Origin of the sequence: Pseudomonas viridiflava (assembly GCF_900184295.1) — a bacterium.
GTDB classification, from domain to species: domain Bacteria; phylum Pseudomonadota; class Gammaproteobacteria; order Pseudomonadales; family Pseudomonadaceae; genus Aquipseudomonas; species Aquipseudomonas viridiflava.
This window is the reverse complement of sequence record NZ_LT855380.1, coordinates 2,090,250-2,116,390: the sequence shown is the minus strand read 5'-3', so window position 1 is coordinate 2,116,390 and position 26,141 is coordinate 2,090,250. Positions and strand designations below refer to the sequence as shown.

Sequence of the window (26,141 nt, the reverse complement as noted above, 5' to 3'; positions counted from 1 at the left end):
TAGCAACGGCCCCGATGCCCGCATGCGAGGCAGGCCTGCACCGATCATCTGAACGAGACGGCAATGACAAGACCGCGTTGGAAAAAGGCTCTCTTCATCGGCCTGCCCCTGGCTCTGGCCATCAGTGCAGGCGCGGGTTATCTGGCCTGGAATTACTGGTCGCCAGCGGGTTACCCGGTGAAGGTCATGAAACAGGCCGAAGACCTGCAGGAACGGATCATTTCCTTCGACAGCCACATCACCGTGCCGATGAAGTTCGGCAGCGAGCGCAACGAAGCCGACAAGGATGGCTCAGGCCAGTTCGATCTGGTGAAAACCGCACGCGGGCGGCTGTCCGGCGCCGCACTGACGGTGTTCGGCTGGCCGGAAATCTGGAACGGCCCCAACGCACCGCATCGCCCGACGCCCGGCTTCGTCGATGAGGCGCGTCAGCAACAGGAAGTACGCTACAAGATCATCACCGGCATGGTGCGCGACTTCCCCAATCAGGTCGGCATCGCCTATACCCCGGACGACATGCGCCGCCTGCAGGGCGAAGGCAAGTTTGCGATCTTCATCAGCATGCTCAACGCCTACCCGCTGGGCAACGACCTCGATGCGCTGGACCGCTGGACCGCACGGGGCATGCGCATGTTCGGCTTCAGTTACGTGGGCAACAACAGCTGGGCGGACTCGTCGCGCCCGCTGCCCTTCCTCAACGATACGCCGGATGCACTGGGCGGTCTGTCCGACATCGGCAAACAGGCCGTACAGCGCCTGAACGATCTGGGCGTGATCATTGATGTATCGCAGATGTCGAGCAAGGCGCTGGAACAGATCAGCCAATTGAGCCGCACGCCAATGGTCGCCTCGCACTCGGCACCGCGTGCGCTGGTGGACATCCCGCGCAACCTCAGCGATGAGGAAATGCAGCTGATCAAGCAGAGCGGCGGCGTGGTGCAGGTGGTGGCCTTCCCCGCCTACCTCAAGCCCTTGAGTCAGAAAACCCAGGACAAGCTCAATACGCTGCGCAAGGAATTCGACCTGCCGCCGCTGCCGAATCTGGCCATGGCGCTGATGCCCGGCGACGCGATCATTACGGTCTGGCCGGAACAACGCTTCGGTGCCTACGCGAGCAAGTTGTACGCCATTCTCGAGGAAGAACCCAAGGCCACGGTCAAGGATTTCGTCAACGCCATCGACTACACCGTGCGCAAGATCGGCATCGATCACGTCGGCATCAGTTCCGACTTCAACGACGGCGGCGGCGTGAACGGCTTCAACGATGTCAGCGAGATCCGCAACGTGACCGCCGAGCTGATCGAGCGCGGCTATGCCGAAGCGGACATTGCCAAACTGTGGGGCGGCAACTTCCTGCGCGTCTGGGAACAGGTGCAAGCCTCGGCAAAACCGGTGGCCCAGCCATGACTGATCGCAGAACATTCCTCAAACAGGCCGGACTGCTGGCCGCCGCCCTGCCGCTCGGCTCGGGCCTGATCGCGCCTGCTGTGGCCGCCACAAAAGAGCCCGTATCAGCAGACAAGTGGATCGGTTTGAAACAGCTGTTCAACCAGGACCCGGACTACATTCACTTCTCCAACTTCCTGGTGACCTCGCACCCGAAGCCGGTGCGGGATGCCATCGAGCAGCACCGCGCTCACATCGACCGCAACCCCGGGCTGGCAATGGACTGGGACCTGCAGGAAACCGAACTGCGCGAACATGACGTGCGGGTCTGGGCGGGCAAGTACCTGAACGCCAAACCCGGCCAGATCGCCCTGACCGGCAGCACCACCGAAGGGCTGGCGATCATCTACGGCGGGCTGCACATACGCCCGGATCAGGAAATTCTCACCACTGAGCACGAGCACTCCTGCGCACGCAGCATCCTCAATTTCCGCCAGCAGCGTGACGGCACTCAGGTGCGCAGGATCCGCCTGTTCAAGGACCCGGCGCAGGTCTCAGCCGACGAAATCATCGGCTCGATTGCCCGCAGCATTCAACCCAACACACGTGTACTGGGCATGACCTGGGTGCAATCGGGCAGCGGCGTGAAGCTGCCGCTCGGGGCCATCGGTGAGCTGGTCGAAGAGCACAACCGCAACCGCGACGCCAAGGACCGCATCCTCTATGTGGTCGACGGCGTGCACGGCTTTGGCGTGGAGAATCTGGATTTCCCGGACATGAAGTGCGACTACTTCGTGGCGGGCACCCACAAGTGGATGTTCGGCCCGCGCGGCACCGGGATTGTCTGCGCCCGTTCGGAACAGATGACCGACCTCACGCCGACGATCCCGACCTTCTCCGAAGCGACCAATTTCGCTACCACCATGACGCCGGGCGGCTACCACTCGTTCGAACATCGCTGGGCGTTGAACAAGGCCTTCGAGTTGCACCTGCAACTGGGCAAGGCCGACGTACAGGCGCGCATTCATCAGCTCAACAGCTACATCAAGGAACGCCTGCAGGCGCAGCGCACTATCGAGCTGATCACCCCGATGGATCCGGCCCTGTCGGCAGGCTTCAGTTTTTTCAGAATCAAGGATCAGGCCAGCGACGACGTTGCTGCATGGCTGATGAAAAACCGCATGGTGGTCGATGCGGTGAGCCGCGATGTCGGCCCGGTGGTGCGTACCGCGCCGGGCCTGTTGAACAGCGAAGCCGAGGTCGACCGTTTCATGGCGCTGCTCAGCCAGCGTACCTGACGCCTGCATAACTGCTCCGCATCACCTGCTTTCCGTTTTTGCCATTGAGGCCCGTCATGAAAAAGATGCTGTTCACCCTGTCCCTGAGCTCGCTGCTCGGCCTGTCCTTGAGCGGCACCGCGCAGGCGGCCACACCCGAGGCCGGCAAAGTCTTCAAGGACTGCAAGGATTGCCCCGAGATGGTCGTGCTGCCTGCGGGCACCTTCACCATGGGCGCGCCGGAAGAGGAACTGGGTCGCCAGCCGGACGAAGGCCCGATGCACGATGTGACCTTTGCCAAGCCCTTCGCCATCAGCCGGTTTCAGGTGCTGAGCGGCGAATGGGACGCCTACATCAAAAGCTCCGGTTACAAAATGCCGGACGGTGACACCCGTCCAGGACGTGAGTGCAAGGCGGGCAAGCCGCGCTATCCGCTGGGCCCGCGCCAGCCTGCGGTGTGCATGGACTGGAACGAAGCCAAGGCCTACGTCGCCTGGCTGTCGAAGAAGACCGGCAAGTCGTATCGCATGGTCAGCGAATCGGCCCGTGAATACGCCGCTCGTGGCGGCAGCAAGGGTTCGTTCCCGTTCCCGATGGATGAAGGCAAGCCCTACGGCATCGCCAGACACGCCAACACCTACGGCCCGGAAGACGGCTTCAGCTACACCGCTCCGGCGGGCAGCTATAGCCCGAACGACTTCGGCATCTACGACGCCCACGGCAACGTGTACGAGTGGACTGCCGACTGCGAGACCAGCAATTACAACGGCGCACCCACCGACGGCAGCGCCTGGCTGGCGGGCGATTGCACCTGGAAGATGATCCGCGGCAACGACTGGACCGAAGCGCCGATCTTCTCGCGCTCCGGCAACCGCAACAGCCGTCAGCCGGATGTGCGTGGCGACTGGCTGGGCTTCCGGGTCATGCGCGACCTCTGACCGACTCATCGAGCCTGCGGCCTTTGCCAGGGGCCGCAATCACGGACACTTACGAGAACCCTCATGACCCTCAAAACCCATAGCCTCGCCGGGGAAACCCTGAGGATCCTCAAACCCTTCTGGTGGCTGGTGGCGCTGTCGACGGTGCTGGGGATCGTCAGTGGCCTGAGCGTGACGGCGCTGCTGGCCACGATCAACAACGCGATGAACCTGCCGGGCGGGCCGAACACCCACACCGCGCTGCTGTTCGCCGGGCTGTGCGTGCTGACGCTGGCGTGCTCGACACTGTCCAACCTGTCGACCAACTATGTGGGCCAGCGCGTGGTCGCCAACCTGCGCCGCGAACTGGCGGCCAAGGTGCTGGTGGCGCCTATCGAGCAACTGGAACGCTACCGCTCGCATCGACTGATTCCGGTGTTGCTCAACGACGTCAACACCCTCAGCACCTTCGCCCTGTCGGTGGCGCCGATGGTGATCGCCTTCACCGTGACCCTCGGTTGCCTGACCTATCTGGCGCTGTTGTCCTGGCAGATTCTGGCGCTGACAGTGCTGACCGTGGTGCTGGGCACCGGTGCGCAGTTCGTGGCCCACCGATTCGGCATGCGCAGCATTCTGGCAGCACGCAACGGCGAGGACGAACTGCAGAAGCACTATCAGGCGCTGTCGGCGGGTGCCAAGGAGCTGCGCATCCAGCGCAAGCGTCGTCAGCACATGCTCGATGAGAAGATTCAGGGTGCCACCGAGCAGATCTGCCGCTCGAACATCCGTGCGGCGAACATCTTTGTCAGCGCAGAGACCTTCGGCTCGATGCTGTTCTTTGCGGTGATCGGCATGGCCATCGCCTTTCAGGCCCTGTGGCCGACGACCGAGAAGACCGTGCTGGGCGGTTTCGTGCTGGTGATGCTGTACATGAAAGGCCCGCTGGAACGCCTGATCAACTCCCTGCCCGCCATCAGCCGCGCGCAGATCGCCATGCGCCGCATCGCCGAGCTGTCGTGGAAGTTTTCAAGCCCCGAGCCGCACCTGCTGGTCAGTGACCGGCCCAACTCGCTGGCCAGTCTCAAGACGCTGGAACTGCATCAACTGCGTTACGACTACCCGCCGGTCGAAGGCAGCGACGCGTTCCACCTCGGCCCGGTCAACCTGAGTATCAAGCAGGGCGATATCGTGTTCATCGTCGGCGAGAACGGCTGCGGCAAGACCACGCTGATCAAGTTGCTGCTGGGCCTGTACACGCCGCAGCAGGGCGAAATCCGCCTCAACGGCCAGACGGTGACGCCGGAAAACCTGGATGATTATCGGCAGCTGTTCACCACCATTTTCGCCGACTACTACCTGTTCGATGAGCCGCTGCAGGGTCAGGCCAGTCTCCCCGAAGACGCGGGCAAGTACCTGGAGCGGCTGGACATCGCCCACAAGGTCAGCATCCGCGACGGCGCATTTACCACCACCGACCTGTCCACCGGCCAGCGCAAGCGTCTGGCGCTGATCAATGCCTGGCTGGACGAGCGTCAGGTGCTGGTCTTCGACGAGTGGGCCGCCGATCAGGACCCGGCCTTCCGCCGCGTGTTCTACACCGAGCTGCTGCCTGAGCTCAAACAACAGGGCAAGACCATCATCGTGATTTCCCACGACGACCGGTATTTTTACATCGCCGACCAACTGGTGCGCATGCAGGCCGGCAAAATCGACGTCGAACAGGTACAGAACGCTTCCGTTTCCGCCTGATTTCAAGCGCTCCCCAAGCCCCGCCCGGCCTGTCCGCGAGCGGGGCTTTTTCGTTCTGCAGGCCACCTGCACATGAGCGTTAATAGCCATCCGCCACCTATTTTTCGCGCAATGTGAAAAATTCATTAAATAACAGTGATTCGCTTTCGTTCTCATTTACAGCAACGGTGCGCATGGCTGCTTTCCCGCCCCGATTGCCCATAAAAAAGTTGCTCACGACGGCGCGAATGGCTGGCTGGACCAGACCGCGCAGATCTGATCGACGCTATCTGCCCTCTGCCGATACTCACTAAAAGAGCCACGTCATGCACAACCCGTCACGACTCACCCCGCTCAGCAAAGCCTTGCTGCTCCGCCCGATGTTCACTTCCCGACCATCCATGGCAGCCATGGGTTTCGCGCTTTGCATGCCGCTGGCTGCGCAGGTCCAGGCGGAGGAAGCCACTGCAGAAGGCCCCAGCACCGCAGGCACGGTGACCCTGGCCCCGACTGCCATCGACTCCAAATCGCTGGGCACCACCACCGACGGGACCGGTTCCTACACCACCGGCGCCGTGAGCATTGGCAAGGGCGCGCCGCAGTCATTGCGCGAAACGCCGCAATCGGTCAGCGTCGTAACCCGTCAGGTGATGGACGACAACAACCTGAACAGCCTCAGCGATGTTCTGGAAGACACGCCCGGCATGAGCTTCCAGTACCGCAATTTCGGCGGTCACGTGTACACCTCACGCGGTTTCTCGCTGCTGGCGGAGAGCTTTCTGGTCGATGGCATCGGCGGTCAGGGCTATCAGATCACTGGCTGGATGCAGCCGGATATGGCCATCTATGACCGTGTCGAAGTATTGCGCGGTGCGTCCGGTCTGCTGGTCGGTGCAGGGCAGCCAGGCGGCGCGGTGAACCTGGTGCGCAAGCGCCCGACCGCCGAGAACAAGTTTTCGATCACCACCCGCGCCGGATCCTGGGATCAATACCGGGTCGATCTGGACGGTAGCGGCAAGCTCAACGATTCGGGCACCCTGCGTGGCCGCATGGTCGCCGCCTATGACGACAGCGGCTCGTACCTGGATGGCCGTGACAGCCGCACGCCGCTGCTGTACGGCATCGTCGAAGCCGACGTGACCGACGACACCACGCTGACCATGAGCCTGCGTCGTCAGGAACAGGTCATCAACGGCTATTCCATCTATGGCCTGCCGCGCTACAGCAACGGCCAGTCGCTGGGCCTGTCGCGCTCGACCAACCTGGCGCAGGACTGGAACCGCCTCGAAAGCGACATGACCGAGGTCTTCACCGAAATCGAACACCGCTTCAACGATGACTGGAGAAGCCGGACCTCGTTGACCTACTCCCAGGGTGGGTTTGATCAGGCGATTGCGTATGCACGCGGCGCGGTGAACCCGACCACACTGGCAGGCTCGACCTTCCAGAACACGCTGTTCCGTAAGGACGAAGTCAACAGCACAGGCCTGAACAGCCAGCTGGAGGGCAACTTCAACGCGTTCGGCCTGAACCATCAGTTGACCCTGGGTGCCGACTGGTCCAGGCAGAAATCCAACACCAAACAGGCGCAGGTCAGAACGGCTTCGCCCATCAACATCTTCAACGTCAACCAGAACGCTTTCGCCAAGCCAGTGCGTCCGGCCTGGGGCAACGACATCGACATGACCGAAGAGCGTGCGGGCCTTTACGCCAACGCGCGCATTCACTTGAGCGAACCATTGAGCGTAGTGCTCGGCAGCCGCTTGAGCTGGTATGACTATAAGTACGATGTAAAAACCGGCGCAGCCAACAGCTATGAATCCAAGCAGACGCAGGAATTCACCCCGTTCGCCGGTCTGATCTACGACATCAACGACAATTGGTCGTGGTACGCCAGTTACGCCGATATCTTCACGCCGCAAGCCGATTTCGTCGACGTGGCTGGCTCGCCACTGGATCCGGCCATCGGTTCCAACTACGAGACCGGCTTCAAGGGCGAGTTGTTCGACAAGCGCTTGAACCTGTCGATGGCGCTGTTCTACATCAAGCAGAAGGACGTTGCCGCGGTTGACCTGTCTGCCGACGCCGCTTCCGTGTTCTGCCCGACCAGCTCGGACGGTTCGTGCTATGTGCAGGACGGCATCAAGCGCAGCAAGGGCGTGGAACTCGAAGCCAGCGGCGAAGTGCTGCCGGGCCTGCAGGTGTTCGGCGGTTATACCTACAACATGCTGCGTAACAATGGCGACGCGGAAGTTGCCTACGAAACGCCGAAACACATGCTGCGCCTCAACACCAGCTACAACCTGCCGGGCGCCTGGAATCGTCTGACCCTGGGTGCCGGTGTGTCGGCGGATTCGGGTTACGAAGTGCCTTCCAACGACCAGTTGGGTGTTTCAGGTCGCGCGATCTGGGATGCGCGTGCCTCCTGGAAGCTGGACGAAAACTGGCGTGTTTCGCTCAATGCCGAGAACCTGTTCGACCGCAAGTACTACACCACTGCAGTGGCCACCGACCGTTCCAACGTGTACGGCGAGCCGCGCAGTTACGTCCTGACCTTGCGCGGAGATTTCTGATCCACCGTCAGATTCACGGATAACGGCAACAGCCACAAGGCCAAGGGGAAACCCTTGGCTTTTTGTGCTTTCGCGGTGCCGACATCGAAGGTGTCTGCCCGATGCTGGAAACAGCCTGAAGAACACGGTCTTGTGGGAGGCGTCACCACGTCTTAGACGTAGCGCTGTCGCGCAGCAAACTCAGTGGGAGCGGACTTGTCCGCGAAAGGGCCAGTACATCCGACGAATATTCATCGCCTGAAATACAGTATTCGCGGACAAACGGAACGCCGCCCGGTCCGCTCCCACAAAATCCAGTTTCTTCAGTGGTTTACAGGTTGTTTGATAAGAGGCGGCTTGCCGGCGATGAACGATAACGCGGTCCGCCTGCGACACCGCGCTGGCTGCATCGCCGGCAAGCCGCCTCCCACAGACTGGTAAGTCAAAAACAATGAGCCTGCTGACGAAGACTGACACCCGGCCGACGACAAATACACTATCCTGCACGCGCGTACCAAAAGAGCCCTCCTGCTATGCCACCACCCTTCAGACGCTGCCACTCGGGACGCGTAAAACCCTTCGACAAACGCCCGAAATCCGGGTTGATGTTGAGGGTGCTGGGTCTGGTGTTCTCGCTGTTGCTCCAGGGCCAGGCGATGGCCGAGGAGCTGGACTTCGACATTTCCGCCCAGCCCTTGAGCAGCGCCTTGAAAGAACTGGCGCGCCAGGGCGATCTGCAAGTGCTGTACAACCCGGATGACGTACGCGGCAAGACCAGCGGCGTGGTGCGCGGCAAGCTCACGCCCGAGCAGGCGGTCACGGATCTGCTGCGCAAGGCTGGAGTGGCGCATACCTTCGAAGCCAACACCCTGACGCTCAGCCGCACGCCGCTTCTGCCGCCTGTGACGCTCAAACCGGTGGCGATTCAGGCACAGCAGTTTGGCGTCACCACCGAGGGTAGCGGCTCGTACACCACCGCCGCCGTGAGCCTCAACAAGACACCTCAGTCACTGCGTGACACACCGCAATCCGTGACGGTGATGACCCGCCAGTTGATGGACGACAAGAACCTGACCGGGCTTGACGAGGTGATGGCGCAAACGCCGGGCATTACCTTCTCGCAACGCAACTTCGGCTCCCACGTCTACAGCTCGCGCGGCTTCGCCATGGAGGACGAAAGCTACACCATCGATGGTGTTTCCGGGCAGGGCTACAGCGTGACCGGCTGGATGACGCCGGACATGGCCATCTACGATCGTGTCGAAGTATTGCGCGGCGCGGCGGGCCTGCTGATCGGCGCAGGTAATCCGGGCGGAGCGGTCAATCTGGTGCGCAAGCGTCCGACGGCCATTCCTCAGCTCTCGGTGACCACCCGCGCAGGCAGTTGGGACAATTATCGCGTCGATCTGGATGGCAGCAGTCGCCTCAATGACTCGGGCAGTGTGCGCGGTCGCTTCGTGGCTTCATATGAAGACCGGGGCTACTTCATCGATGTGCTGCACAAGACCGCCCCGCTGCTCTACGGCATTCTGGAAAGCGATCTGAACGAGGACACCACGCTGACCCTCGGGATCCGCCGTCAGCGTGCGGACACTGACGGCTTCTCGATATTCGGCCTGCCGCGCTACAGCGACGGCCGGGCGCTCGAGGTGTCACGCTCGACCTCGCTGGCTCAATCCTGGAACCGTCACGAGACGCAGACTGATGAAGTCTTCAGCGAACTGGAACACCGTTTAGACGACGACTGGACGGCGAAGCTGTCGGCCACGCATTCCAACGGTTCGTTCGAACAGCAAGTCGCCTACGCCCAGGGTGCAATCGACCCGCAAACGCAGGCGGGCTCTCGGCTGGTCAAAACCCTGTTCCGTTCGGACGATCTGCAGAGCGATGGCCTGGACACCCATCTGGACGGCCGCTTCGAGGGGTTCGGGCTGACTCATCAGTTGACGCTGGGCGCCAACTGGTCGGAGCAGAAACGCGACTCACGCTACACCACCGTGAATACGGTTCGTGCGGTTGATGTGTTCAACGTCGACCACGACGCAGTCACCGAACCCGCGCGCCCGGCCTGGAGCAGTACCGACTTCAGCGACAAGCGCTACGGCGTCTACAGCAATCTGCGGCTGGCCCTGACCGAATCACTGAGTCTGGTCATGGGCGGCCGTGTGAGCTGGTATGACTATCAGACCCAATCGGCCGGGTTGACGACCCGCGCCCGACAGGACAACGAAGTCACGCCCTTTCTCGGTGTGATCTACGACCTGTCCCCGGACTGGTCGTGGTACGCCAGCTACACCGATATTTTCCTGCCGCAGAGCGGCTATCGCACGGCGGGCGGCGCCCTGCTCGATCCGGCCATCGGCGCCAGTCACGAAACCGGGATCAAGGGCGAACTGCTCGACAAACGCCTGAACGTTTCCTTTGCCGTGTTCTACGTGAAACAGAAAGACGTGGCGGTCGAGGACGATACCCATGTCGGCGAGTGCCTGATGAACGACGCTTACGGGACCTGCTACCTGAACGGCGAAGTACGACGCAGCAAGGGTTTCGAGATGGAAGTCAGCGGCGAACTGCTGCCGGGGTTGCAGACGCTGGCGGGATATACCTTCAACCTCACCCGCGGCAGTGACGGGCAGTCCATTTCTGCCGAGACTCCGCGGCACATGGCACGCATCAGCAGCAATTACACCCTGCCCGGAGCGTGGAGGCGGCTGTCCGTTGGCGCTGGCGTTTCAGCCCAGAGCGGCTACCGGGAAACCGAATCGACCCAGGTCATCGAAAATCCCGGTCGGGCGATCTGGGATGCCCGCGTGTCGTGGAAGGTCGACGAGCACTGGTCCATCGCGTTGAACGGCAACAACCTGCTCGACCGCAAGTATTACAAGGCTACTGGCGATATCGACCGGGGCAACTATTACGGCGATCCACGCAATTACGTCCTGACCGTGCGCGGGGATTTCTGAAGTTGCGCGTTGCCGACTCACGCTGATCGTTTTCTACCGAATCTCCGAGTCAACAGATCCACTGGGACTCAGAGCGTCCCGGGCTGCATGCCCTCGCGGAGCACTCATCGTCGCTGATCGTTCCTACGCTCTGCGTGGGAATGCCGCTCAGGACGCTCCGCGTCCGGGGTGACGTACGATCAGCAACAGATCACATCCTCAACCGCGCCAGCAGCCCATCCAGAAACGCATCGGCAATCACCACGTTGTCGTGACGCTGATCAACCACGCTTGAACTCGCCAGCCCGTTCACTGAGCACTGTTCGAGCAATACCCGCTCAGCCTTGGCGATCTGGTCGGGCTGGCGGCTTTGTCCGGCCCACCAGCAATCGACTTTGACGTTCAACCGTTTCAGGGTGAAGGCTTCGCTCAGGCGGGCGTTGGCGTCGAGCAGGCGGTAGCCGGTTTCGATTTCGTCCTGCACGGCAATGTCCTGGAACACGCTGCGCAGGCTGTCGGCACTCATCCCGGCGTCGTGTGCAACCTGATCGACCACCCGATCAATCACCTCGCTTTCGCTTGAAACCGACTGCCGGGCCGTTTCGATCAACTGGACAATGGCCTCTTCCTGCAAGCCCGGAACAAAGGCCTGAAGGCTCTTGATCAGGCTGCGGTAGTAGTTCTCGTCCTGCTTCTGGCGAGTGACGTCCGGCGCTTCCTCGACCCACTCCATGCCGACGGAAACGGGCAGCTGGGTATCCACCAGCCCCACGAACTCAACGATTTCGCCTGCGCTTTCCAGACAATGCGCGACGTCGATAGCCAGTGCGCCGCCCATCGACCAGCCCATCAGGCTGTAAGGCCCGACCGGCTGGGTGTTGCGAATCTGCTCGACGTAGTAATCCACCATCTCTGTCCATGACGTATCGAACCAGCCCGGCATCACGTAGGCCTTGTTGACCAGCCCGTACACCACGCGGTGGTCAGTCAGTTTCCCGGCCAGTGGATAGTAGGAATACGTACCGCCGCCGCCCGGCGGCAGGCAGAACACTGGCGTGCGGGTCGAGCCACTGGTGTTCATGGCAATGACCGCCGATTTGACCTTCGCCTCGCCAGCGCGCATGAAATCGGCCAACTCGCCCAAGGTCTGCATCAGCAGGAAATCATGCAGCTTGATCGACACATCGAAGGTCTCGCGAATCCGCCCGGCCAGTGAAACCGCCAGCAGCGAGTGTCCGCCCAAGGCAAAGAAGTTGTCGTTCAATCCAACCTGTTCGACCTGCAGCACCTGTTCCCAAAGCGCAGCCAGACGTTGTTCGAACTCGCTACGCGGCGCCACGTAACCCTGCGCACGGCCTGCTTCAGGCTTGGGCAGAGCGCGGCGGTCCAGCTTGCCGTTGGCGGTCAGCGGCATGGCGTCGAGCAGCACGAAATGCGCAGGCACCATGTAATCCGGCAGGTGGGACTTGAGCTGCGCTTTCAGCGCCTCACGCAAGCCCTCTGATCCCTGCTCCGCATCGCTCGGCACCACATAGGCCACCAGTTGCTTACCGGTCGGTCCGTCGATGTCGATCACGCTGGCTTCATGCACAACGGCGTGTTCAAGCAGCCGCGCTTCGATTTCACCCAGTTCAATGCGCAACCCGCGAATCTTCACCTGGTGGTCGATACGCCCGGCGTATTCGATCACGCCTTCCTGGCGATAACGTGCCAGATCGCCCGTGCGGTAAAGACGACCACCACCCTGTTCGTCGAACGGGTCCGGCACAAAGCGTTCGGCCGTCAGCGCGGCGCGGTTGTGATAACCCCGCGCCAGCCCGACGCCGCCCAGGTACAGCTCCGCCGCCACGCCGGGTGCGGCCGGCAGCAGGCCGTCATCGAGGATGTGGGTCTTGAGGTTGTCGATGGGACGACCAATCGGCACGCTCAGCACATCGTCCAGCGAACAGGTCCAGTGCGTGACGTCGATGGCCGCTTCGGTCGGGCCATAGAGGTTGTAAAGCCCGATCTGTGGCAGACGCTTGAGCACCTGCCCGGCCAGTTCCGCTGGCAAGGCTTCGCCGCTGCACACCACGCGTTTCAAGCTGCGGCAGCTTTCCACCTGCGGATGAGTGAGAAAGGCCTGAAGCATCGACGGCACGAAGTGCAAGGTCGTGACCTGATGCTGCTGAATGGTCTGCACCAGCCGCTCAGGGTCGCGATGATCACCCGGCAACGCCACGGCCAGACGCGCTCCGGTCAGCAGCGGCCAGAAGAATTCCCAGACCGATACGTCGAAGCTGAACGGGGTTTTCTGCAGCACGGTATCGGTCGCATCCAGCGCATAAGCCTTCTGCATCCAATGCAGACGGTTGACCAACGCACGATGGCTGTTGCCCGCGCCTTTGGGTTTGCCGGTCGATCCCGAGGTGTAAATCATGTACGCCAGATTGAGCGGATCCGTCAGGTTGACCGGGTTGGCGGTGCTATAACCGTCCAGCCAGTCGCCGTTCTGATCCAGGCACAGACTCTGCACCCCGGCAGGCATCGGCAGACGCGCCAGCAGCGGCGTCTGGGTCAGCAAAAGGCCGATACCGCTGTCCTGCATCATGTAGGCCAGCCGGTCTTCGGGATAATCCGGGTCCAGCGGCACGTAGGCACCGCCTGCCTTGACGATGGCCAGCAGGCCGATCACCAGTTCCAGACTGCGTTCGACACAGATGCCCACTCGCACGTCCGGGCCGACGCCCGATTCACGCAAACGGTAAGCCAGCTGGTTGGCGCGGGCGTTGAGTTGCGTGTAACTCAGTTGCTGCTCGGCAAAGATCAGTGCAGGCGCATCCGGCGTCGCCAGCACCTGAGTCTCGATCAGCGTATGAATGCACTGTTCGCTCGGGAAGTCTGCAGCCGTATCGTTCCAGTCGCGCAATACCTGCCGCTGCGCAGGCTGATCCAGCAGCGCCAGTTCACCAATTGCAGCCTGTGGATCACGAATCAGCGCCTGCAACAGGTGCTGGAAATGCGCCGACAATTGCACCACGTCGGCGTCGCTCATGCTCTGCCGGTCGTAGCTGAAACGCATCGACAGGGTCTGACCCAGATTGACCACCAGCGTCAGCGGGTAATGAGTCTGTTCCTGCGTATGCAGGCCGCCGAAGACCAGCCCCGGCGGCGCGGTCTGTTGCAACGCGTCGGAGACCGGGTAGTTCTCGAACACCAGAATGCTGTCGAACAGCGCATCACCGCCACTGCGCGCCCAACGCTGAATGTCGTAAAGCGGCGTGTGTTCATATTCGCGCAGGGCCAGATTCTTGGTCTGGACCTGCTGGACCCAGTCGGCAACACGCTGCTCGGGACGCGGGCTGGCGATCACCGGCAAGGTGTTGATGAACAGACCGAGCTGTTCCTCGACACCCGGCAACTCGGCAGGACGCCCCGCCACCGTTGCACCGAAGGTCACGCTGGATTGCCCGGTGTAGCGTCGCAGCACGAGCAGCCAGGCCGACTGCACCAGCGTATTGAGGGTTACACGCTGTTCGCGGGCGAACTCGCTCAATGCCTGTGTGGCGTGCGCGTCGATCAGTTGCAGGTGATCGCCCTGCCCGGCCTCGCCCGGCTGCGACTTGAAGCTCTGCATCAGGCGGGTCGGCTCATCCAGCTCCGCCAGTTGTCCGGTCCAGAAACGTTCGCTGAGCGCCGCGTCCTGACGTTGCAGCCATTCGATGTAATCGCGATAACGGCTGGTCTGTCTTGCCGGCGTCTGTCCGCTGTAACGCTGCAACACTTCGCCCAACAGGCGCGAGCTGCTCCAGCCGTCCATGAGAATGTGGTGGCTGGTGTAGACCAACTGATGTTTGTCTTCCGCGGTGCGCAATACCGTCAGACGCAGCAACGGCGCCTGAGTCAGATCAAAACCCTGTCGACGGTCCGCATCGGCCCAGTCATCCAGCCATTGCGGCGTCTGGCCTATGGCATCCACCTCGGCGAACGGCATCGGCACTTCGCGCAACACCACCTGCAGTGACTGATCCAGATGGCTGACGAAACCGCTGCGCAGCACTTCATGGGTATTCAGCGTGGCCTGCCAGGCCGCCTTGAAACGCGCGACATCCAGGCCGCTGACTTCGACGCGCATCTGGTTGATGTAGTTGCCCGCCTCCTGTTCGAACAGGGTGTGGAACAGCATGCCCTGCTGCATCGGCGCCAGCGGGTAGATGTCTTCGATGTCTCGGGCCGCCATCGGCAGGCTGTTCAGTTGTGCCTGAGTCAGACGGGCCAGCGGGAAGTCGGACGGCGTGACACCGGCCACGCCTGACGCCGTGCAGTGCGCGATGAGCTGTTGCAACTCCAGTGCGTAGTCGTCGGCCAGACGTTGCACCGTGCCGGTCTCGAACACCGCGCCGCTGAAACTCCAGCTCAGACGCAGCTCGCCACCGTACACCTGACCGTTGATGCTGAGGGGCGCAGCCAGCGGCGCTTCGGCACTTTGAGAGGCGCCCGCGCTGTCAGCCGATGGGGCGAATAACGCGTCCTGCGCATCGAAACTGCCGTCGAACTGGCCCAGATAATTGAAGACGATGCTGCCCTGCGGCAGCTGTTGCAGCGCATGACGCGCGGCGTCGCTGCCCAGATAGCGAAGCGCGCCATAACCGATGCCCTTGTCGGGCACCGCGCGCAATTGTTCCTTGATGGCCATGATCGAATCGGACAACACGCTCTGTGGCGACAACCTGACCGGGTACAGGTTGCTGAACCAGCCAACGGTACGGCTGAGGTCCAGCGTGTCGAACAGGTCCTCACGGCCATGGCCTTCCAGGCGGATCAGCACGTCGGACTGTCCGGTCCAGCGGCTGATCACCTGCGCCAGCGCCGTCAACAGCAGGTCGTTGATCTGGGTACGATAGGCCGCTGGTGCGTCCTGCAGCAGTTGCCGGGTCAGTTCGTTGCCCAGTTGCGTGACCACAGAGGTCGCGTGTTTCTGCTGCTGCCCGCCCTGTGGGTTGTCGCAGGGCAACGCGTCGCTGGCGCCCTGCAACTGGTTCTGCCACCAGGACAGTTCCTGCTCCAGCGCAGCGCTCTGCGCATGGGCCTGCAGGTGTTCGGCCCAACTTTTGAGGGAACTGGTTTTACTCGGAAGCGCCAGGGTTTGTCCTGCGGCAATGGACTGATACACCTGTTGCAAGTCTTCCAGCAGCACACGCCACGACACGCCATCCACCACGAGGTGGTGAATGACCAGCAGCAGGCGTTGCTCGTTCTGCGGCAGATTGACCAGCACGCCGCGCAGCAGCGGTCCGTTTTTCAGATCAAGGCTGCGTTGTGCTTCGTCGGCCAGTTCGGTCAGGCGTTCGGTGTCGTCCAGCTCATGCGTCCACAGCACATCGCGAGTATTCAGCGCGCCAAACGTGGCATGCCATTGCCCGTCCTGCCGAGAGAAGCCCAGACGCAGCGCGTCGTGATGTTCGATCAGCGCTGTCAGCGCGCTTTGCAGCAGCGTTGCGTCCAGAACCGTATTGGGCTTGAGCGTCACCGCCTGATTCCAGTGATGACGCTCGGGAATCTCCAGTTCGAAGAAGCGCGCCTGAATCGGCAGCAAGGGCAGTGAACCGCTGACCTGCTCCACCGTAGCGGCAGGCTTCTTCTGAATGAGTTTCGCCACCGACGCCAATTGGCCGATGGTCTGCTTTTCGAACAACTGCTTCGGGCTGAGCTTGATGCCCTGACGCTTGGCGCGGGCGATGATTTGCAGACTGAGGATCGAGTCGCCGCCCAGTTCGAAGAAGTTGTCGGTGCTGCCCACCTGCTCCAGCTTGAGCACATCGGCCCAGACCGCGGCGAGCTTTTCCTCGATCTCGCCGACCGGTGCGGTGTAGCGTTGTTTGACCACGCCCGGTCTGGGCAAGGCGCTTTTGTCGAGTTTGCCGTTGGCGGTCAGCGGCAGACGCTCGAGCATCAGGATTTGCGCTGGCACGAGGTATTCCGGCAGGCGTGCGGTCAGTTGTTCGCGCAGGGTTTCAGCGCTTACCGACGCCACGCACCACGCCACCAGTTGCAGACGCGACTCATCGCTGTCCAGCGGCTGGGCCAGCACCACCGCTTCGGCGACGCCTTCCAGGGTTTGCAGCAACTGCCCGACTTCACCGGGCTCGACCCGATAGCCACGGATTTTCACCTGATCGTCAGCGCGACCCAGATACTCCAGCACGCCATCCACCCGGCGCGCGCGGTCGCCTGCACGGTACAGGCGTTTGCCATCGGCTTCAGGGTCCGGCACGAAGCGTTCGGCAGTCATCGCCGCACGGCCCAGATAGCCCTGCGCCAGACCCGCGCCGCCAAGGTACAACTCGCCGGCGACACGCTCGGCGACCGGGTTCAGGTATGCGTCCAGCACCCGCGCCTTGCCGTTGGCCAGCGGCTGGCCAACAGGGACACTGCGGCAGGCGGACAACTTTTCAGCCACTTCGTGGGTGAGGATGCCGACCGTGGTTTCGGTGGGACCGTAGTGGTTGACGATCCGGCAGCCCGGCTTGAGCGAGCGAACCTGCTCGATCAAGGCCCAGGAACTGGCTTCTCCACCCAAAATCAGCATCTGCCTGGGCAACACATCGGCGGGCCTTGCGGCCTGTAGCAGACCTTGCAGATGGCTTGGAACGATCTTCAGCACGTCCACCTGATGCTCGGCCATGTAGCGGGCAAATCCGTCGGGATCGAAGGCCTGTTCGTGGGACAGCAAGTGCAATGTGCGACCGGAGGCCAGCGCGCCGAACAGCAAGGTGTGACCCAGGTCGGCCGCTACGGTAGAGACCATCGCCATGCTCGCCTCCGCATCGAGCGACAGGCGCGTCAGCACGGACTGCACGTAATTGGCCAGCGCGCCGTGGCTGATCACCACGCCCTTGGGCTGCCCGGTGGAGCCTGAGGTGTAAATGATGTAAGCCGGTTGCTCGGCCTCGACCTGAATCCCCAACGCTTCATCGGCGCAATCGGCCCACTGCGTCGCATCGAACGCCAGCACCGGGCAGACGCCAAGCCGTGCGGCCTTGTCGTTGTCCGCAGCATGAATCAGCAATGCCGCGCCGCTGTCCCTGACCAATTGCTGCAAGCGCTCGGCGGGCTGTGAGGTGTCCAGCGGCAGGTACACCGCACCGAGTTTCAGCACCGCCAGCAGGCTGACCACCCACTCCACGGAGCGGTCCTGACACAGCGCAATCGTCATGCCTGCGCCGATGCCCTCGGCTTGCAGGTAGCGAGCGAAACGGTTGGACTGTTGCTCCAGTTGCGCAAAGCTCAGCGTCTGTTGGCCAACCCGCACGGCCGTTTTGTCACGTACGTTGTGCAGGCCGTTCTGCCAAAGGCCGAGGAAGTCGGAGCAGGCGAAATCCAGCGACGTTTCGATAATCGGCAGCGAACCTGTGAGCGGCTGATCCGCCAGACGACGATCAACATTCGTCACCAGCGCCTGCAACACCTCGCGCAACGCGTCAGCGATACGCTCGATGGTGCGAGCCTCGAACAGGTCGGTGGCATAGGTGAAATAACCGCGCAGGCCATCCGGTGTGTCGGTGAAATCGAAGGCCAGATCGAAGCGTGCATCGCTTGCGCCCACCGGAAACTCGCTGACGCTCAGCCCGGTCAGGCTCTGGCGCGAGGCGTCGGCCTGATCGGCAGCGTAGACGTGTTGGTTGATCTTGAACTGGAACAACGGGTTGTGGCCCAGATTGCGCTCTGGGGCGAGGGCGTCCACCAGATGCTCGAAAGGCAGTTCCTGATGCGACTGCGCGCCGCTCACCACCTGTTTCACCTGATCCAGCAATGCCGCAAAACTCTGGCGCTCGTCCACCTGCACGCGCAGCACTTGGGTGTTGATGAAGAAACCGATCAGTCCTTCCAGTTCGCTGCGGGTACGTCCGGCATTCGGTGCACCGATGCGAATATCCGCCTGCCCGCTGAAGCGCGACAACACCACCGACAGCGCCGCCAGCACCTGCATGAAGATCGTCTGGCCACGGCTGCGGGCCAGGGTTTTCAACTGTGTCGACAGGTGTTCCGAGAGATCGACACGCACGGTCGCGCCACGATGGCTGGGCTGCAACGGACGCTCATGGTCCAGCGGCAGGGTCAGCACCGGGTGCTCACTGCCCAGTTGCTGCTTCCAGTAATCCAGCTGCCGCTCGCCCTCCCCGGCTTCCAGCCAGGCGCGCTGCCAGATGGCGTAGTCAGCGTATTGAATCGCCAGTTCAGGCAGGGTTGCGGTCTGCCAAAGGACTTGCGCCTGATACAGCTGCACGAATTCACGAATCAGCAATTCGCCCGACCAGCCATCGGACACCACGTGATGCAGGCACACCGTCAGCACGTGTTCAGCGTCGCTCAGCTGGAACAGCTTGACCCGCAGCAACGTACCGCTGAGCAGATCGAACGGCTTATGCAGTTCGGCACGTACCTGCGCCTCAATCTGCTCTGCCTCGACACTGACGCACTCCAGGGCAACGTTGCCCTGCGGCAGAATTTCCTGATGAAACTCGCCGTCTTCGGAGACGAACCGGGTGCGCAGGGTTTCATGACGCTGCACCAGTTGGTCGAGCGCTGCGCCCAGCGCCTGCGGGTTCAGCGGGCCATTCAGACGCACTGCCAGCGGCACGTTGTAGGCGATGTTGTGCGGCTCCATCTGCCAGAGAAACAGCATACGTTGCTGTGCGTACGACAGTGGAATGCGGGCAATCTCATGGCGGGTCACGGCAATCGGCAGCAGCCTGAAGCTCTGTCCGGTTTCATTCATCTTGCCGAGAATCTGACGACGCTGTTCGACGGGCAAACCGACGAAACGCTGGGCGATACGCGCTGCTGCAGACTGGTCCATGTCAGATACCCGCCATTTCGTTCATCATTTTCTCGATATCGGACAAGCCGTCCTCGGTCAGCGACAGGCCGCTCTGGGCGAACGCCTGGATAAATTCGTTCAGTTGCGGTTTCTCGAAGATCAGCCGCAACGGGATGTCGATGCCCAGTCCCGAGTGGATTCTGGACACCAGTTGCGTGGCCAACAGCGAATGGCCGCCCAGTTCGAAGAAGTCGTCGGTCAGCCCAACTCGCTCGACCTTCAGCACCTCGGCCCAGATCGCCGCCAGTTGTTGCTCCTGTTCGGTGGCCGGTGCCACGTAAAGGCGTGCCGCTTGGCCGGACTGCGGTTTCGGCAAGGCCTTGCGGTCCAGCTTGCCATTGGCCGTGAGCGGCATCCTGGCCAGCCAGACAACGTGATGAGGCACCATGTGGTCCGGCAATGTTTCTTTGAGGAACGCCCTGAGCCTGTCCCGCAGACCTTCAACGTCCGGGTTCTGATCGTTCGTCACCACATACGCGGCGAGCTGCTTGCCGGACGAGCCTTCGATGTCGATGACTACTGCTTCCTGAACGGAAGGGTGTTCGAGAAGGCTGGCTTCGATTTCACCCAGTTCAATGCGCAACCCGCGAATCTTCACCTGGTGGTCGATACGCCCGGCGTATTCGATCACGCCTTCCTGGCGATAACGTGCCAGATCGCCCGTGCGGTAAAGACGACCACCACCCTGTTCGTCGAACGGGTCCGGCACAAAGCGTTCGGCCGTCAGCGCGGCGCGGTTGTGATAACCCCGCGCCAGCCCGACGCCGCCCAGGTACAGCTCCGCCGCCACGCCGGGTGCGGCCGGCAGCAGGCCGTCATCGAGGATGTGGGTCTTGAGGTTGTCGATGGGACGACCAATCGGCACGCTCAGCACATCGTCCAGCGAACAGGTCCAGTGCGTGACGTCGATGGCCGCTTCGGTCGGGCCATAGAGGTTGTAAAGCCCGATCTGTGGCAGACGCTTGAGCACCTGCCCGGCCAGTTCCGCTGGCAAGGCTTCGCCGCTGCACACCACGCGTTTCAAGCTGCGGCAGCTTTCCACCTGCGGATGAGTGAGAAAGGCCTGAAGCATCGACGGCACGAAGTGCAAGGTCGTGACCTGATGCTGCTGAATGGTCTGCACCAGCCGCTCAGGGTCGCGATGATCACCCGGCAACGCCACGGCCAGACGCGCTCCGGTCAGCAGCGGCCAGAAGAATTCCCAGACCGATACGTCGAAGCTGAACGGGGTTTTCTGCAGCACGGTATCGGTCGCATCCAGCGCATAAGCCTTCTGCATCCAATGCAGACGGTTGACCAACGCACGATGGCTGTTGCCCGCGCCTTTGGGTTTGCCGGTCGATCCCGAGGTGTAAATCATGTACGCCAGATTGAGCGGATCCGTCAGGTTGACCGGGTTGGCGGTGCTATAACCGTCCAGCCAGTCGCCGTTCTGATCCAGGCACAGACTCTGCACCCCGGCAGGCATCGGCAGACGCGCCAGCAGCGGCGTCTGGGTCAGCAAAAGGCCGATACCGCTGTCCTGCATCATGTAGGCCAGCCGGTCTTCGGGATAATCCGGGTCCAGCGGCACGTAGGTACCGCCTGCCTTGACGATGGCCAGCAGGCCGATCACCAGTTCCAGACTGCGCTCGACGCAAATGCCCACTCGCACGTCCGGGCCGACGCCTGAATCACGCAAACGATGAGCCAGTTGGTTGGCGCGGGCGTTGAGGTGCGCGTAACTCAGTTGTTGTTCAGCAAAGATCAGCGCAGGAGCGTCCGGCGTTTTTTGAACTTGAGTCTCGATCAGCGTGTGAATGCACTGTTCGCTCGGGAACTCCGCAGACGTGGCGTTCCAGTCCAGCATCTGCTGGCGTTCGGCGTCGTTCAGTATCGGCAGCTCGGCAATACGCTGGCCGGGATTGGCGCAGATGGCCCGCAACAGGGTTCGCCAATGCCCGGCCATGCGCTCGATGGTGCGGCGATCGAACAATTCGGTGGCATAGGTCATGCCCGCGCTGAGCCCACCGTCGTGTTCGGCGGTGTTCAGGGTCAGGTCAAACTGCGCCGGGTAGCTGTCGAGTTCGACTGATTGAACCTGCAGACCCGCCACCTCGCGCACCTCGGCGCTGGCCTGGTTCTGGTGGTTGAACATGACCTGGAACAGCGGGCTGTGACTGAGGCTGCGTTGGGGTTGCAGGGCTTCGACCAGTTGCTCGAACGGCAGCTCCTGATGCGCCTGGGCCTGCAGCGCGGTCTGTTTGACCTGTTGCAGCAACTCGTTGAAAGTCGTGTGCAGATCAAATCCGGCACGCAGCACCTGAGTGTTGACGAAAAAGCCAATCAGGCCTTCGGTTTCAGCCCGGGTGCGGTTGGCAATCGGCACGCCGACGCGAATGTCGGACTGCCCACTGTGGCGATGCAGCAGGCTCTGGAACGAAGCCAGCAGCACCATGAACAGACTCACGCCCTGTTGGCGGGCCACGCTCTTCAACCCCTCGACCAACGCCTCATCCAGCTCGATGGCGAGTCGCGCCCCGGCATGGCTTTGCAGCGCCGGACGCGGCCGGTCGGCGGGCAGTTCCAGAATCGGTTGTTCGTCACCCAACTGCTGTTTCCAGTACGCCAGCTGTCGCGCCTGCTCGCCCGCCTCCATCCAGTTGCGTTGCCAGAGCGCGTAATCGGCGTATTGCAGGCTCAGCTCGGCCAGTTGCGCGTCGCGGCCCTGACTGAAGCCTTCGTAGAGACGCACCAGTTCGTTGACCATGATCGGCATCGACCAGCCATCGGAGACGATGTGGTGCTGGGTCAGGATCAGTAGGTGCTCATCGCTGCGCAGATTCAGCAGCTTGACGCGCAGCAGCGGGCCTTGCTCCAGATCGAACGGACGCTGCACTTCCTGCTGCACGACCACTTCAACACCCTGCCCGCTCGGCAGCGACTCGACCGTCAGCGTGAACGTATGGGCCGGATGGATGATCTGCACCGCCTGCTCGCCATCCTGACGGAACGTGGTGCGCAAGGTTTCATGACGGGCGATCAGCGCGCTGAAACTGTTTTCCAGCGCTGCGATGTCCAATGGGCCGCTCAGGCGCAGCACGGCAGGCATGTTGTAGGCCGTGCCTTGCGGGTCGAGTTGCCAGAGAAACCATTGACGCTGCTGGGCGTAAGACAGACCCAGCGCCTGGCTGCGGTCGGCCTTGACGAACGACGGCATGCTGGCGGCCTGCCCCTGACCGGCACACTGCGCAAACGCGGCCAGATCCCGCGCTTCGAACAGATGACGCAGGGACAGCTCGACACTGAGCTGCTGACGAATGCGCGAAATAACCTGTGTGGCCAGCAACGAGTGCCCGCCCAGCTCGAAGAAATTTTCGGTACGACCGACCTGCTCAACCTTCAACACTTCGGCCCAGATCACGGCCAGTTGGTGTTCCAGCTCGCCTTCGGGCGCGACGTACTGCGCCTGCAATTGGGTGGCATCCGGAGCGGGCAGTGCCTTGCGATCCAGCTTGCCGTTGGCGGTCAGCGGCATGGCGTCCAGCAGCACGAAATGGGTCGGCACCATGTAGTCCGGCAGATGGGTTTTCAGCTCGGCCTTGAGGGTTTCCCGCAGTGTTTGCGGGTCCTGCGCAGGGTCGTCCGGCACCAGATACGCCACCAGTTGCCCGTCCAGCGCCAGCACGATCACTTCGCGCACCTGGGCCTGGGCCTGCAGACGCGCTTCGATCTCGCCCAGCTCGATGCGATGGCCACGGATCTTGACTTGATGGTCGATACGCCCGGCGTATTCGATGACGCCAGCTGCGCGATAACGCGCCAGGTCCCCGGTGCGGTACAGGCGTCCGCCGTCAGCAGAAAACGGATCAGGCACAAAGCGTTCGGCGGTCAGCGCAGCGCGGTTGTGATACCCCCGCGCCAGCCCCGCATGACCGATGTGCAGCTCGCCGCTGCAGCCTTGGGCCACCGGATTGAAATCGGCATCCAGTACGTACCACGACAGGTCAGGAATGGCCTCGCCGATGGGACTCGCAGGGTTGTGTGTGTCGGCCTGGGTGATCGGCCGATAGGTGACGTGAACCGTGGTTTCGGTGATGCCGTACATGTTGATCAGTTGCGGCGCTTGATCGCCAAAACGTTCGAACCACGGCGTCAGACTGGTCACGTCCAATGCTTCGCCACCGAAGATTACAGAGCGCAGCGCCAGCGGTTTTGGGCTCTCGCAGGCGACGTGCATCAGTTGCTTGAACGCCGACGGCGTCTGGTTCAGCACAGTGACCTGCTGCTCGACCAGCAAGGCGTGGAAGTCTTCCGGCGAGCGGCTGGTTTCACGGGGCACGATCACCAACCGGCCGCCATGCAGCAGCGCGCCGAAGATTTCCCAGACCGAAAAGTCGAAGGCAAAGGAATGGAACAGCGTCCAAACGTCACGTTCGTTGAAGGCGAACCACTCATCGGTGGCGGCGAACAGGCGCATCAGGTTGTGGTGTGCGAGCAACGTGCCTTTGGGCTTGCCGGTCGAGCCTGAGGTGTAGATGACGTAGGCCAGATTGTCCGGTGTCGTATGGTTGATCAGGTTCTCGGCGCTATAGCCGTCCAGCGCGGCTTCGATGAACAGGCACTGCACGTTCGCCGGGACCGGTAAGCCATTCATCAGATGACGTTGAGTCAGCAGCAGCTCGATGCCGCTGTCCTGCATCAGGAAACTCAGCCGGTCCTGCGGGTAATCCGGGTCCAGCGGTACGTAAGCGCCACCGGCTTTGAGGATTGCCAGCAGGCCGACGATCATGTCCAGACTGCGCTCGGCCGCCAGGCCCACGCGCACATCAGGGCCGACGCCCTGCTCAAGCAATTTGTGAGCCAACTGGTTGGCCCGTTGATTGAGCTGGTCGTAGCTCAATTGCTCACTGCCCAGACTCAGGGCAATGGCCTGTGGTGTTTTCAACGCCTGAGTTTCAAAGCGCTGATGCGCGCACTGCCCGGTCGTATAAACCTTCAGACCGGCGTTCCAGCCCTGCAAGGTCGCCTCACGCTCATCGGTGCTCAGCAACGGCAGGTCGGCAATGCGCTGCTGCACATCGTTCGTCATGGCTTGCAACAGGTTGCGCCAGTGGCCCGCCATGCGCTCGATGGTGGACGCATCGAACAGGTTGGTGGCGTAGATCAGTGATGCACCAAGCCCGTCCAGACGCTCACAGGTGTCCAGCGTCAGGTCGAACTGGGCGGTGTGTTTGTCGGACAGCTGATACTCGAGACGCAGACCCGCCAGTTCGCGGGCTTCGTTGCGGGACTCGGTCTGGTGGTTGTAGGCGACCTGAAACAGCGGGCTGCGACTCGGGTCGCGTTCCGGCTGCAGGGCTTCGACCAGTTGCTCGAACGGCAGGTCCTGATGGGCCTGAGCCTGCACGGCAGTCTGTTTGATCTGTTGCAGCAGTTGGGCCACGGTGGTCTGCGCCGAAAACTCGGCCTTGAGCACCTGAGTGTTGACGAAGAAGCCGATCAGCCCTTCGGTTTCGCTGCGGTTGCGGTTGGCAATCGGCACGCCGACACGCACATCGTCCTGCCCGCTGTAGCGATGCAGCAGGGTCTGGAACGAGGCCAGCAACAACATGAACAGGGTAATTCCCTGCTCACGGGCAAGGGCCTTGAGGCGATTCAGCAGCGCGGCATCCAGTTCGACATTCAAGCGTGCGCCATGAGGATTGCGCATGGCCGGACGTGGACGGTCGGTGGGCAATTCAAGCACGGGAGACTGGTCACCGAGCTGATTTTTCCAGTATTCCAGCTGCCGTGCCTGTTCACCCATCTCCAGCCAGTTGCGTTGCCAGATGGCGTAGTCAGCGTACTGGATGGGCAGCGGCTCACGCTCGATCGCTCGCCCCAGGCTGATGGCCTGATAACCCTGCAGCAGTTCCTCGACCATGATCGGCATCGACCAGCCGTCGGAGACGATGTGGTGCTGGGTCAGCACCAGCACGTGTTCTTCATCGGCGACCTGCAGCAGCCTGACGCGCAGCAGCGGTCCGTGTTGCAGATCGAACGGCTGCTGCACTTCGTGATCGACGTAGTCCTGAACCGATTGGCCATCGGCAAGCCGATCAACGTTCAGTAAAAAGGCCGACGCCGGGTGCACAACCTGAAGCGCTTCGTCCCCCTGTTGCTCGAAGGTCGTGCGCAGGGTTTCGTGACGCTCGATCAGCGCTTCGATACTGCGACGCAGCGCTTCAATGTTCAGCGGGCCATGCAGCCGCAAGGCCAGCGGAATATTGTAGGCCGCGCTGTGCGGCTCCAGTTGCCAGAGAATCCATTGCCGTTGCTGGGCGAAGGACAGCGCTGCCGGTTCCTGCGTCTCCCTCGGGAAGATCGGCGTGACCCCGTAAAGATTCACCCCCTGACGCTTGAGCAGGACCGCCAACGCCTTGCGTTCACGAGGGGACAGCGATTTAACGGAGTCAAGCAACTGGTGCACGGGTGTCTCTCCTGAACAACTGAACTGA

At 62.0% G+C, this 26,141-nt stretch carries 8 protein-coding genes; 6 read left to right on the top strand and 2 right to left on the bottom strand.

Annotation, left to right across the window (positions count from 1 at the left end; translation table 11 throughout):
* Positions 1-63: 63 nt before the first annotated feature.
* From pvdM to CFBP1590_RS09840, 6 genes are all read left to right on the top strand, one after another.
* The gene (pvdM, locus tag CFBP1590_RS09870) at positions 64-1,407 is read left to right on the top strand and encodes a pyoverdine-tailoring dipeptidase-like protein PvdM (protein WP_058432633.1); all 1,344 of its coding nucleotides are present in this window, start codon (positions 64-66) and stop codon (positions 1,405-1,407) included.
* Positions 1,404-2,684, top strand: coding sequence for a pyoverdine-tailoring periplasmic protein PvdN (gene pvdN / locus CFBP1590_RS09865; RefSeq protein ID WP_088234940.1), 1,281 nt, complete (start codon positions 1,404-1,406; stop codon positions 2,682-2,684). Before pvdM ends, pvdN begins: the two co-directional genes overlap by 4 nt.
* 56 nt (positions 2,685-2,740) lie before the next feature.
* The gene (gene pvdO / locus CFBP1590_RS09860; protein WP_029244065.1) at positions 2,741-3,601 is read left to right on the top strand and encodes a dihydropyoverdine dehydrogenase; all 861 of its coding nucleotides are present in this window, start codon (positions 2,741-2,743) and stop codon (positions 3,599-3,601) included.
* A gap of 63 nt (positions 3,602-3,664) precedes the next feature.
* Positions 3,665-5,329 (top strand): cyclic peptide export ABC transporter, encoded by a 1,665-nt coding sequence (locus CFBP1590_RS09855; RefSeq protein WP_088234939.1) that lies wholly within the window; start codon positions 3,665-3,667, stop codon positions 5,327-5,329.
* 305 nt (positions 5,330-5,634) lie between these two features.
* Positions 5,635-7,881, top strand: a complete 2,247-nt coding sequence (locus CFBP1590_RS09850) for a TonB-dependent siderophore receptor (protein WP_088234938.1) — start codon at positions 5,635-5,637, stop codon at positions 7,879-7,881.
* Between the two features lie 512 nt (positions 7,882-8,393).
* Positions 8,394-10,823 carry a TonB-dependent siderophore receptor gene (locus CFBP1590_RS09840; protein ID WP_374729029.1) on the top strand — a complete coding sequence of 810 codons (2,430 nt, stop codon included), beginning with the start codon at positions 8,394-8,396 and terminating at the stop codon, positions 10,821-10,823.
* A gap of 190 nt (positions 10,824-11,013) precedes the next feature.
* Here the strand turns inward: CFBP1590_RS09840 and CFBP1590_RS09835 are convergent, their stop codons facing one another.
* Both CFBP1590_RS09835 and CFBP1590_RS09830 read right to left on the bottom strand, forming a co-directional pair.
* Positions 11,014-19,641, bottom strand: a complete 8,628-nt coding sequence (locus CFBP1590_RS09835) for a non-ribosomal peptide synthetase (RefSeq protein ID WP_088234935.1) — start codon at positions 19,639-19,641, stop codon at positions 11,014-11,016.
* Between the two features lies 1 nt (position 19,642).
* Positions 19,643-26,113, bottom strand: a complete 6,471-nt coding sequence (locus tag CFBP1590_RS09830) for a non-ribosomal peptide synthetase (RefSeq protein ID WP_088234934.1) — start codon at positions 26,111-26,113, stop codon at positions 19,643-19,645.
* Between the last annotated feature and the right edge of the window lie 28 nt (positions 26,114-26,141).